Below are 11,799 nucleotides of genomic sequence, written 5' to 3' on the forward strand. Positions count from 1 at the left end.
GGGTAGTGGCCGGCCGCGGGCCAGGGCGACGGTGATCCCGGCGACCATGTTGTCGCCCGCCCCGACACCACTGCCGAACCCGGACCCGATCGGGACTCCGGCGACGTCGGTCACCTGATCGGTGGTCACCACCAGTGCGCCCGCCGCCCCGCGTGACACGACGACGGCGTCGGCGATGCCCCGCGTGATCAGGATTCGTGCGGCCTCGACCTGTGAGTCGGTCTCCGGCAGAGGCAGATCCAATGCTTCACGGAGTTCGCGAAGGCTCGGCTTGATCACTGCGGCGCCGCGCACCCGCAGCAGAGCCGGGCCGTGGGTGTCGACGATCAGTGTGCACCCGTGCCGGTCCGCGATGGCCGACACGGCCGGGAAGAAGACGTCCGAGCATCCCGGTGGGAGACTGCCACTCACCACGAGATGCGTTGCGGTGCTCGCAAACTCGTCCATGGCGGCGAGGCAGTGTTGCTCCTCGGTGGCGGTGAGGTCGGGGCCGGGCAACACGAAGCGGTACTCCTCGCCGGTCCGGACCTCGCGGACGGTCAACGATTCCCGGCTTCCACCGGTGATGCCGAGGGGGGCCGTTGCGATGCCCTCGGCGGCGAGAAGTGCCTCGATGCGTGCTCCGGTGGGGCCGCCGCTGGTGAAGACCGCGGTGGCCGGCACGCCGAGCCGAATCGCTGCCCGGGCGACGTTGATCCCGCCGCCACCCGGATCGTATCGGGGGCGCGAGCATCGCATCTTCTCCGTCGCCTGCAGGATCGGCACCGAGCTGTGGATGTCGAGCGCAGGATTCATCGTGACGGTCACGATGTGTGGTGTGGCTGGTGACTTCATCTCCTGTCCATGGTGCCCCGCGAATATGTCGGGCGGCAGATGCTTTTGGCCCTTTTGTCACCGCCGTGCGGTGGTGTCCAATGGAGGTGACGGACTCGGTTGGCGAGTCGGTCGACGAAGAGATCGGCAAGGAGCGGGTCATGGCAGTGAATGCCCCGATAGTGGTGGCGGTCGACGGGTCGGACACGGCGCTCGAGGCGCTCCGGTGGGGTGCTCTGGCCGCGGTGCGGGAGAACCGATCCCTGCGCGTGGTCGGCGTCGTCGAGACCGTCGCGGCGGGATATGCGCCGGGTGTGTTGATGACCCCGGCGGTGGCCGAGGCACTGCACGCCGATGCCCGCCGGGCGGTGGACGAGGCGATCGCCGCGGCCACCAAGGTGTCGGCGGACGTCGACGCCGAGGGCGAGGTCCGCGAGGGCAGACCGGCCCTCGTCCTGCGTGAGATATCCAGTGGTGCACACCTTCTCGTCGTCGGTCGTCGTGGCCGCGGGGGTGTGGCCGGGTTGTTGCTCGGTTCGGTCAGCTCCGACGTCGCCGCACACGCCGATTGTCCGGTGGTGGTGGTCTCGGGTCCCGTACCTCAGACCGGTCCGGTGGTGGTCGGCGTCGACGGATCGGCGATCTCGCAGGCAGCCCTCGGCGCCGCCTTCACCCAGGCCGCCGAATTCGGCACGTCGTTGGTGGTCGTCAGCACCTATCCGGGATTCTCCGGCGAAGGGTTCTACGACCAGGACGAGGTGCTGGCTCAATTCCGGGACGGGACCACCGAATCCGTCGAACGTCAGGTCGCCGAGCACCGTCGCGACCATCCTGCCGCCGACACCGTGTCCGTCGAGACCGCGGTGGTCGCCGGCGATCCCGCGCCGCGCATCATCGAGGCCGCAGGTGATGCCCAACTGATCGTGCTCGGGAGCAGGGGGCGTGGCGGCTTCCGGGGGTTACTGCTCGGATCGACCAGTCAAGCCGTCCTGCACACCGCATCGTGCCCGGTGATGATCGTGCACTCCGACCGCAGCCGGTGAAAGACGTTGTCACACCGCGGTTGATGCGACAGCGCCTCGACGGCAGCGCGTGTGCAGCCGGTGCGGTCACGATTCGCTGACGGCCTTGAGCCGCGCGAGTCCTTTCTCGAAGTCCTTGCCGAGCAGTTTGTCGAAGAAGCCCAGTGGGGCGGCCACGCGGCTGAAGAGCGAATGCTTGCCGGTCATCGTCCACGTGACGTCGCTGACGCCGTCGTTCTCGGTGATGTCGAAGGCGCTGCGGCTCGTGGATTTCATCGGCTTCTCGAACACGACCCGGATCGCCACGTGGGTCGGCGCGGTGTCCTCGAGGATCTCCATGGTGCCCTTGCCCGCTTTCCGATTTCCTGACCACGCGTAGCGCGCACCCACGCCGAGCTCGGCTCCGGAATAGGTTCTCGACAGATCGGGGTCGAGGCCCTCCCACGGCGACCAATCGACCCATCGATGCAGATCATGGATGTGAGCGTGGATATCGGCGGCAGGCGCGGCGATCGTGGTGCGGCGCACCACGGTGTAGTTCTCGGCCATCGGACTTCCTGTTCTGTGGATCGGGGGCGTCCCGGGTGGACTCTGCGTGTTCTGGGTGGTGTGGGGATGCAAGTATGACCCTGCGTCCCGCCGAAAGTCATCGCGCAATCCTCCGGGTGGGGCTGTGGTGCGTGCGATAATCCGGCGGTGAGCGACACGGGTTCCCGACCGGGCGGGTTGGCGGCGTTGCTGCAGTTGCCCCGGCAGGTGGCCTCCGCCGCGGCCGACGCCGCCGAGCGCGTACCGGTTGCCGGTGGTGTCGTGCGTGTGGCGCGGCGCACCACACACGAGGTCCTCGACGGCGTCGGCACCCTCGCCACGGCGGCGGCGGGCACGTCAATCGGAGCGGTGATCCACGCCGTCGTCGACGAGCTCAGTTCGATGGACCTCACGCCGCTCATCGGTGCCATCGATCTGAATCGGGTCGTCGACGCGGTGGATCTCGACGCGGTGCTCCGCGACATCGACATCAACGCCTTGATCGCGCGACTCGACCTCGACGCCATGATCGGCCGGGTGGACATCGCGGCGCTGCTCGACGGCCTCGATCTCCCCGGGATCGTCGGGGGACTCGACCTTCCGGCGGTACTCGCGGCCGTCGATCTCGCAGCGGTGATCGACGCGGTCGACGTCGCCGCGATCGTCGACCACCTCGACATCGACGCCATCCTGGACAAGATCGACATCGATGCCATCGTCACCCGCGTGGATCTCGACGGCGCCGTGGAGCGGGTCGACATCGACGCCATCATCGCCCGCATCGATTTGATCGGCCTCGCCGACGAGATCATCGACGGCGTCGACCTGCCCGACATCATCCGCGAGGCGAGTACCTCGGTGACGACCGAGGTGATGACCGACGTGCGCAGCAGCAGCGAACGCGCCGACGACGCGGTGGCCGATCTCGTGAACCGGTTGCTCCGACGCAAGGTGGCCGCCCGGGTCGCCGACGCCGGGCTTGTCGACGATTCCCAGAATGGTGACAACACGAGCGGTGGGGCCCAGAGCGATGGGACACAGAGTGATGGGACACAGAACGGTGCATGATCCAGTGTCACACCACGATTCGGCCGGGCACCCGATCGCTCGTCCGCACGTCGTCCTCGACACCGATCGCTCGGCCGGGATCGTCAGCCGCGCGATCGCGGCCGTCCTCGACCTGCTGCTGGTGCTCGCGGTGATGGGCGGGCTGTACGTCGGGTGGCTGATGGCCCGTCTGATCTACGACGTGCACCAGTTCTCGCTGCCGAGCGCGAACCCGTTCTTCACCGCGACGACCTTCGTCGCGGTGTCGGTGATCTACCTGACCGGGTGCTGGTGCGTCTCCGGCCGCACGCTGGGGTCGGTGGTGATGGGATTGCGGCTGGTCAGTCGGAAAGGCAAACCGCGCGTTCGGCTTCCGGTGGCGCTGATCCGCGCACTGATCTGTGTGTTCTTCTCGGTCGGGCTATTGTGGGTCATCGTCGATCCGCGTCGTCGCTCGGTCGCCGACCTGGTGGTGCGCACGCGCGTGGTGTATTCGCGGTGAGCGAGCATGAGGAACATCCCTCGGCGGCACAGCTGATCGACACGCTCGCCGACCCGGATTCGTGGGAGACGTGGGACGATTCACCGCCGGCGACGGTCGTCGCCGATGCCTACGACGGCCAATTGCGCCGTGCCGCTGAGAAATCCGGGGTCGACGAGTCGGTGCGGACCGGGCTGATCCGGATCGGCGGGACGCCGGTGGTGGTGATCGTCAGCGAGTTCGGATTCCTCGGTGGATCGATCGGACATGTTGCCGGACACCGCATCACCACGGCGATCCGACGCGCCACCGAGCACGGATTCGCCGTCGTCGGTCTGCCGTGCTCCGGCGGCACCCGCATGCAGGAGGGTACGCCGGCGTTTCTGCAAATGGCGGCGATCACCGGGGCGGTGACCCGGCATCGTGCGGCTGGTCTGGCCTACCTCATCTACCTGCGTCATCCCACCACCGGTGGTGTGTTCGCGTCGTGGGGTTCGCTCGGCGGGATCACCTGGGCGCAACCCGGAGCGCTCATCGGCTTCCTGGGTCCGCGGGTCGTTGCCGGACTCGTCGGCACGCCGATCCCCGACGACGTCCAGCGCGCCGAGAATCTCGCCCGTCGCGGCATCGTCGACGACGTCGTCGCACCGGAAGACCTCCGCGATCGGTTGCGCGGCGTCCTCGACGCGCTCGCTCCAGATATCGCCCCCGACGCCGTTGCCGAGTCGGAAGTTGTTGTTCCACAAGATGCCCCGATGGAGCATGCGGCGCCCGGTGCCGAATCGGTGTGGTCGGCGGTGACCGCGACCCGGCGTCCCGGACGCGTCGGGGTCCGGGATCTGATCGCCGTGCCCGGGTCTGCTCTGGTGGGAGCCTGCGGGCCGATCGTGGTGGCGTTGAGCCGATTCGGTGGCCGATCCGCTGTGGTGATCGGACAGGACGCCGACCGGCAACGTGCCGGCGAGCTGATCGGGCCACACCACCTGCGTATGGTGCGTCGCGCACTGACCTTCGCCGCCGAACTCGGGCTACCGGTGGTGACCGTCATCGACACCCCGGGCGCAGAGTTGTCGGTCGCCGCAGAGGAGGACGGACTTGCCGGTGAGATCGCCCGGTGTACAGCCGAACTGATGGGTGTGCCGACGGTGACCGTCTCGGTGTTGCTCGGGCAGGGATCGGGTGGGGCTGCGCTCGCGCTGTTCCCGACCGATCGACGGGTCGCGCTGTCGGATGCGTGGCTGTCCCCGCTGCCGCCCGAAGGCGCCAGTCTGATCGTCCATCGGGACGTCAGTCATGCCGCCGGTATCGCTGCGGGACAGCAGATCCTGGCGATCGAGCTGGCCGGGCTCGGGGTGTTCGACCGCATCGTTGCGGCCGGCGAGATGGAGGACGGGGAGATGGAGGACGGGGAGGCGGGAGACGGTATGGCCGCATCGGCGACCCGGATACGAGAAGTGATCGCCGACGAACTGCACTCGCTGTCCGCGCCGGACCCTGCTGCACGGTCCCGGGTTCCCGCCGCCCCGTCGCCGCCCGGGGCGATGACGCGCATCCCGGCGGTCGGCGCCATCGTGCGTGATGCGGCCGGCCGATTTCTACTGGTCCAGCGTGGGCATGAGCCGCAGGCGGGTATGTGGACCGTGCCGGGCGGCAAGGTCGAGTCCGGAGAGACGTTGGAGCAGGCCGTGATCCGCGAGATCGCCGAGGAGACGGGCATCGCCATCGAGGTCGTCCGGGAGGCCTGGGTGGTCGACATCCCCGATCGGCGTGCCGGCGTGGTCTACGAGGTCCACGACTTCGTGGCCACCCCGTTGACCACGGATGTCGTCGCCGCTGACGATGCCGCGGACGCGGGGTGGTTCGACCGCGAACAGATGCGTGCGCTGCCACTGACGCCAGGACTGCTCGACCATCTCGACCGGTACGGGCTGCTGTGACGCCGGTGACGGACAGACCTCGCGTATTGGTAAGCTGCGGTGCGCTATTGGACAGAGCGGCCCGCATGTGTGGCCGGGGTCGACCGGGGAGGGCAGCATGTCGGTGAGCCGACGCATCATGGCACCGCTGATCGCGGTGGTGGCGTTGTCGACGGGCCTGAGTGCCTGCGGTGACGATTCGACGAGCACCACGGGAACGGCTCCGACCTCAAGTGCCGGAGCGATGGATTCGCTGACGTCGAGCGCGCTGTCGGGGGCATGGACGGGGACGTGGACGTCGGTGGGGGAGACCAAGACCGCGCAACTCGGCGTGGTCACCGACAAGCCGTTCCTCGCGACCATCGACATCCCGGGCCGTTGTGGCGCCACGTGGAAGGAGACCTCGCGCGACGCCACTCACGTCGTGGTCGCGGCGACGGTCACCTACGGCCAGTGCGCCGACAACGAGTGGCAGCTCACCGTCTCCGACCAGTCGATCTCCGCGGTCGATACCAGCGATCCGCAGACCCGGGCTCAGTTCCGACGAAGCTGACCGAGCGCATCACCGGCGCCGCGCAGACATTCCGTCCGGTGCCATTGGATTTGACCCACACTGAACGCAATCGCGTGCACGGCCATCGTCGCAGGTGGGTTCGGTGACATCGGGTCGCGCGTGATCGCGACGTCATCAATCGCGCGAATCGGACGCTAGCGTTCCTGAGGTTGTCTCTCGAACCAGTCCAGTGGAGGTACTGCCGTGCGATCGCGGATTCTCGTCCTGTTGCTCTCGTTCATCGCCGCCGCGAGCGTGATCACCGCGTGCGGTGGGGACGATTCGCAGGCGGTGAAGATCGGGGTCGCCGACGCGTCGGAAAGCTACTGGAACGTGTTCAAGCAGAAGGCCTCCGCTGCGGGCATCGACGTCGAGCTGGTGAATTTCACCGACTACAATCAGCCCAATCCCGCACTCGCCGAGGGGGAGTTGGACCTCAACGAGTTCCAGCACCTGCTGTACCTGGCGACCTACAATGCCAAGAACAACAAGGATCTGGTGCCGATCGGCGCGACCGCGGTCTACCCGCTACCGCTGTACTCCACTCAGTACAAGTCCGTCGGTGAGATCCCGCAGGGGGCGCAGGTCGCAATCCCCAATGACCCCACCAATCAGGCACGCGGACTGCTGGTGCTCGCGCAGGCCGGACTCATCACGCTGACGAAGCCGGGCAACGCTTTCTCCACGCCCGCCGACATCGATCAGGCGCGATCCAAGGTGAAGGTCATCGCCGTCGACGCCGGTCAGACCGCCGCGAATCTCGATTCGGTGGCCGCGGCGATCGTCAACAACAACTACGCGACGTCGGCCAAACTGACCGCAGATCAGATCATCGCCTCCGACGATCCGAATGCCGAGGCCTCCAAGCCCTACATCAATGCGTTCGTCGCCCGCGCCGCAGACAAGGACAATGCCACCTACGCGAAGCTGGTGCAGATCTACCACGATCCCGAGGTGATCGCGGCGGTGAAGAAGTCGCTGGGCGACTCCGGGGTCATCAAGACGAACTCGCCTGCCGATCTGCAGGCGACCCTGAAGGGATTGGAAGCCGACGTGCGGGCCAATGGCTCCTGAGCCTGTCCCCGCCGGGGCGGCCCGGCGTCCGGCTGCAGTCGAGTTCGTGGACGTCGCAAAGCGTTTCGGCAAGGATGCGCCTGCGGTCCTCGACGGCATCAGTCTGCGCATCGATGCCGGGGAGATCGTCGGGATCATCGGGCCGTCGGGCGCGGGGAAGTCGACGCTCGCGCGTCTGATCAACGGACTCGAACGGCCCACCAGCGGTCACGTGCTGGTCGACGGACGGGACCACGGTGGGGCGCGTGAGCGCGAACTCAACGCCTTCCGAACCCAGATCGGGATGATCTTCCAGCAGTTCAATCTGTTCAACTCGCGCACCGTCGCCGGCAATGTCGGATTCGCGCTGCAGGTGGCGGGCGTGCCGAAATCAGCTCGACAACAACGCATCAACGAGCTCCTCGAGTTCGTCGGAATCGCCGACAAGGCGAAGGCGTGGCCATCGGCATTGTCCGGCGGGCAGAAGCAGCGGGTGGGTATCGCGCGGGCGCTCGCCTCCTCGCCGTCGATCCTCATCGCCGACGAGGCCACCAGCGCCTTGGACCCCCAGACCACGGACGACACGCTCAAATTGTTGCGTCGCATCAACTCCGATCTGGGTACCACCATCGTGGTGATCACCCACGAGATGGATGTGGTGCGCGAGGTGTGCGGCAAGGTCGCCGTTCTCGCCGACGGGCGACTCGTCGATCACGGCGAACTCTATGAGGTGTTCGCCCACCCGCGGTCGGAGGTCACCCGCAGCTTGCTGCGTCATGCCGTTTCCGGCGTCCCCGACGCGGACACGTTGACCGCGTTGCGATCTCGGCACTCGGGCCGACTGGTCACCGTCGAGGTCCGCGACGATGTCGCCCGTGTCGATCTCACCGGTGCAGTGGCGCGGGCTGGTGGGACCGCGTCGGTGATCCACGGTGGAATCGCCGATCTCGGCGGCCGCCCGTTCGGGGCACTGACCTATGAGGTACACGCCCCTGATTCGGCGCTTGACGAAATCGTCGGCGAAAGTCGCACCGCCACCGGCATTGTCGTACACGAGGAGGTGAGCCGATGAGCCACAGCGCACTGGCCGCCGACGGCTTCACCCGGGTGTTCGGTGACGAACTGCGCCCGTTGCTGTTCCAGGCGATCGGGGAGACCTTCCGGCTCGTCGGCTTCACGCTGCTGATCGGTGGCGCACTGGGACTGCTGATCGGCGTGGTGCTGTATGCAACCAGTCCCGGGAACCTGTGGTCGAACGTATGGATCTTCAACGGACTCAACGTGATCGTCAACATCATCCGGCCGATACCGTTCATCATCTTCATCACTGCCATCGCGCCGTTGACCAAGACGGTGATGGGAACCCGAATCGGCACCGAGGCGGCGATCTTCCCGATGACGTTGATGGCGATGGTGGTGATCGCCCGAGTGGTCGAGCAGAGTCTCGTCTCCGTGGACCCGGGAGTGGTGGAAGCCGCCCGCGCGTGCGGCGCCGGCCGCGTGCGTACCCTGCTGACGGTGGTGGTGCCCGAGGGATTCGCGCCCCTGGTATTGGGTTATACCTTCATCTTCGTCGCGATCGTGGACATGTCGGCGATGGCCGGCTATGTCGGCGGCGGGGGACTCGGAGATTTCGCGTTCCAATACGGCTACCAGCAGTTCGACTGGAAACTGACTGTTGTCGTCATCGCGTTGCTGGTGATTCTGGTACAGGTGGGACAGTACTTCGGCAACTGGCTGGCCCGCGGCGCGCGACATCGCTGAGCCCGTCGCCACGCAGCTCCACACGCACGCAGACCAGACGCGAACAACGAGGTGACCGATGACTGAGCTACTCCCGCTCGACCCCGACCAACTGTTGACCACCACGCGGTCGGTGCGTAAACGGCTCGATCTCGACCGGCCGGTCCCGCTGGAGGTGATCACCGAGGCGCTGGAGGTTGCGCTGCAGGCGCCCACCGGATCCAACAGCCAGACCTGGCATTGGATCGTGCTGACCGATCCCGAGGTCAAGGAGAAGGTCGGCGCCTACTACGCACGTTCCTTCGCGGCGTACTCCGCCGAGCGCACACTCGCCGACGACACCGCTCGACGCGTCGCGTCGAGCGCGCAATATCTCGCCGACATCATAGGCAAGGTGCCCGCCCTGGTGATCGGGGCCATCTACACCGGCGGCGATCTGCCCGCCGGGAACCAAGCCGGCGTCTGGGGCTCGTTGCTGCCCGGCGCATGGAGTCTCAGTCTGGCCCTGCGCGCCCGCGGACTGGGGTCGGCCTGGACGACTTTGCACCTGACCTACGAGAAGGAGGTCGCGGACCTGCTGGGTATCCCGCCCACCGTTCACCAGGGGGTTCTGCTGCCCGTGGCCTACACGAAGGGCACCGACTTCAAGCCGGCCGGGCGCAGGCACCTCGACGAGGTGCTCCACATCAACAAGTGGTGAGCGCGCTGGCCAGGGCAGCGGAGTCGCCGACGCGGCCGTGGTGAGCCGGTAGAGTTCGGAATCACCATGTCGTCCGCCGAGTCTGCCCACACCACCCCGGATTCGGGCTCCGGGGTGGCCTCGGGCGGTCCGCGTCCGTCGAATCGTCGTAGCGCTGCCAAGGCCGCCCGCCGCGCCGAGCTGCTCACGGCCGCAGCCAGGCAGATGGCCGACCGCGGATTCGCCGGGGTGCGACTCGAGGACATCGGGGGAGCGGTCGGCGTGAGTGGGCCGGCGATGTACCGACACTTCTCGTCGAAAACCGAACTGCTCGACGAGATGCTCCTCGACATCAGTCGTCGCCTCTACACCGGCGGACGAGAGGTCGTGCAGCGCGGCGGCTCGCCGGCCGAGACCCTCGATGCGCTGATCGCCTTCCACATCGACGTCCTGGTCACCAAGCCGGATCTGATCGCGGTCCAGGATCGTGACCTCTCCTCGTTGACGCCGGAGGCCAACCATGAGGTGCGTCGGTTGCAGCGCCGCTACGTCGAGGACTGGGTCGACGTCCTCATGTCCGACGACGAGGGCCACGCACTCGAACGTCAGGAGGCCCGTGTTCGCGTGCACGCCATGTTCGGGTTGCTCAATTCCTCGCCACGCCTACCGGATTTCGATCCCGACAGGTTGCGGTCGCTGCTCCGCACGATGGCACTCGCGGCGTTGCGAGTGCCCGTCACGTCCTGACGGCGAGTGACTCCTCCGGCGGTGCCGGTCCGACGAATGAATCTGCGCTGACGTTGGCCCCCAGTTCGGGGTCTGCCTCTACGCTGACACGCACATGATGTCGTGTATGAGCGTTTCGCCGACCGAAAGGGACGAGCAGTGAATCCTGGTGACCCGAACAATCCCCAGCAGAATTGGGCGGCCGGGTATCCCGCGCAGCCGGGGCAGCAAGCCGGCCCGGCACCCACGCAGGGGTTCGGCCCGCAGCAGCCGGGAACGCCATCTGGGCAGTGGTCGACGCCGGGGCAGCAATGGGGTGCCCCGCCCGCTGCACCTCGCAGGCAATTCGACGCCCGCGCGCAGCTTCCCGCGATCTTGCTGGTGGCCGCTGCGGTGTCCGGGCTGATCGCCTACCTCATGGGGTTTGTCAGTTGGGTTGTGGTCGACAACAACGTCACTGAGAATCAACTCGACAACTGGGGCCAGAACTTCGAAAACGGAAACTCCGGGGTGCCTGGCTTTGCTTCCTACGAGATCGTGCTCAATCCCGGCAAGTTCCTGATCATTCTGGGGGCGATCGGTGTCGCTGCAGCGGTGGTATTGGTGCCGCGATTCCGTAAGGCCGTGCCCTTTCTCGCCGTGATCGCGGCGGGTGCGTGGCTCGCCTTGTTCTCGGCCGCCGTGACCACGACGTCGGTGCCCGTCATCGGCGTCGGGGCCGGTGCCATCGTCGCGTTGATCTTCGGATTTCTTCAAGTGGCCTTCCTTCTCACCGCCGCGGTGCTCGGTGGTGTGAATCGGAGCTGAGCTTCTGAGCCACGGTGGTCCGAAACCAGCTTCGGCGCAACAGGTCTCGAGGATCGCCGCACGCGGCTCACACCTCGACCAGCGGTTAATGATGCTCGGGCCGCTCCCCGCCCCGGTGGTCGAGGTGCCGAGGAGCGCCAGCGACGAGCCTCGAGACCTGTTGTGCCGACAGGTTTCCGGGCCACGGTGGCACGCGCACCTCGACCACCGGGTGGGTTTCTCTATGGAGTTCTCAAAGATCAGATGCGGTCCCGGCCAGGCCGGGTGCGGGGATTCAGGTTGTGGGGCAGGGTGGGTCAGGCTGCGGTGTCGTCGAGTCGCAGGGTCCGTCGGTGATAGGACGGCACTGGTTGTCGTTTCGGGTCGATGCTGGCGGGTGGGATGAGCCAGGGGTGTCGGTCGAATCCCATGATGATGTCCCATCCGTGGTG

The 11,799-nt window shown here is 67.0% G+C and carries 13 protein-coding genes and 1 pseudogene; 11 read left to right on the forward strand and 3 right to left on the reverse strand.

Going from position 1 to position 11,799, the window contains the following annotated elements:
* A partial coding sequence (locus tag B1964_RS24350) for a 1-phosphofructokinase family hexose kinase (protein ID WP_079931622.1) occupies positions 1–834 on the reverse strand: 834 nt, incomplete at its 3' end.
* A gap of 140 nt (positions 835–974) precedes the next feature.
* On the opposite strand from B1964_RS24350, the gene B1964_RS24355 reads away from it, so the two are divergent.
* On the forward strand, positions 975–1,856 hold the full coding sequence (locus B1964_RS24355) for a universal stress protein (RefSeq protein WP_253194166.1): 882 nt from the start codon (positions 975–977) through the stop codon (positions 1,854–1,856).
* Positions 1,857–1,922: 66 nt separating this feature from the next.
* Here the strand turns inward: B1964_RS24355 and B1964_RS24360 are convergent, their stop codons facing one another.
* The gene (locus tag B1964_RS24360; RefSeq protein ID WP_079931624.1) at positions 1,923–2,384 is read right to left on the reverse strand and encodes an SRPBCC family protein; all 462 of its coding nucleotides are present in this window, start codon (positions 2,382–2,384) and stop codon (positions 1,923–1,925) included.
* A gap of 147 nt (positions 2,385–2,531) precedes the next feature.
* On the opposite strand from B1964_RS24360, the gene B1964_RS24365 reads away from it, so the two are divergent.
* The 10 genes from B1964_RS24365 (at position 2,532) to B1964_RS24410 (ending at position 11,368) form a co-directional block, all read left to right on the forward strand.
* Entirely contained in the window at positions 2,532–3,431 is a 900-nt protein-coding gene (locus B1964_RS24365) for a hypothetical protein (protein ID WP_079931625.1), read from the forward strand.
* Positions 3,432–3,435: 4 nt separating this feature from the next.
* Entirely contained in the window at positions 3,436–3,912 is a 477-nt protein-coding gene (locus B1964_RS24370; RefSeq protein WP_014361155.1) for an RDD family protein, read from the forward strand.
* On the forward strand, positions 3,909–5,828 hold the full coding sequence (locus B1964_RS24375; RefSeq protein ID WP_079931626.1) for a carboxyl transferase domain-containing protein: 1,920 nt from the start codon (positions 3,909–3,911) through the stop codon (positions 5,826–5,828). Before B1964_RS24370 ends, B1964_RS24375 begins: the two co-directional genes overlap by 4 nt.
* 97 nt (positions 5,829–5,925) lie before the next feature.
* Positions 5,926–6,360 (forward strand): hypothetical protein, encoded by a 435-nt coding sequence (locus B1964_RS24380; protein ID WP_079931627.1) that lies wholly within the window; start codon positions 5,926–5,928, stop codon positions 6,358–6,360.
* A 204-nt stretch (positions 6,361–6,564) separates the two neighbouring features.
* Positions 6,565–7,434, forward strand: a complete 870-nt coding sequence (locus B1964_RS24385; RefSeq protein ID WP_014361152.1) for a MetQ/NlpA family ABC transporter substrate-binding protein — start codon at positions 6,565–6,567, stop codon at positions 7,432–7,434.
* Positions 7,424–8,485 (forward strand): methionine ABC transporter ATP-binding protein, encoded by a 1,062-nt coding sequence (locus B1964_RS24390; RefSeq protein ID WP_172398956.1) that lies wholly within the window; start codon positions 7,424–7,426, stop codon positions 8,483–8,485. Before B1964_RS24385 ends, B1964_RS24390 begins: the two co-directional genes overlap by 11 nt.
* A complete protein-coding gene (locus tag B1964_RS24395; RefSeq protein WP_079931629.1) occupies positions 8,482–9,177 on the forward strand; it encodes an ABC transporter permease subunit in 696 nt (231 codons plus the stop codon). The genes B1964_RS24390 and B1964_RS24395 overlap by 4 nt, the downstream gene beginning before the upstream one ends.
* A 58-nt stretch (positions 9,178–9,235) precedes the next feature.
* Entirely contained in the window at positions 9,236–9,856 is a 621-nt protein-coding gene (locus B1964_RS24400) for a nitroreductase family protein (RefSeq protein WP_079931630.1), read from the forward strand.
* 66 nt (positions 9,857–9,922) lie between these two features.
* Positions 9,923–10,582 (forward strand): TetR/AcrR family transcriptional regulator, encoded by a 660-nt coding sequence (locus B1964_RS24405; RefSeq protein ID WP_079931631.1) that lies wholly within the window; start codon positions 9,923–9,925, stop codon positions 10,580–10,582.
* 138 nt (positions 10,583–10,720) lie between these two features.
* A complete protein-coding gene (locus B1964_RS24410; RefSeq protein WP_253194167.1) occupies positions 10,721–11,368 on the forward strand; it encodes a DUF5336 domain-containing protein in 648 nt (215 codons plus the stop codon).
* Positions 11,369–11,664: 296 nt separating this feature from the next.
* Here B1964_RS24410 and B1964_RS24415 read toward each other — a convergent pair.
* Positions 11,665–11,799 (reverse strand): annotated as a pseudogene (locus tag B1964_RS24415) (HNH endonuclease); the annotation flags it as partial.

Origin of the sequence: Gordonia sp. i37, assembly GCF_002043085.1 — a bacterium.
GTDB lineage: Bacteria > Actinomycetota > Actinomycetes > Mycobacteriales > Mycobacteriaceae > Gordonia > Gordonia polyisoprenivorans.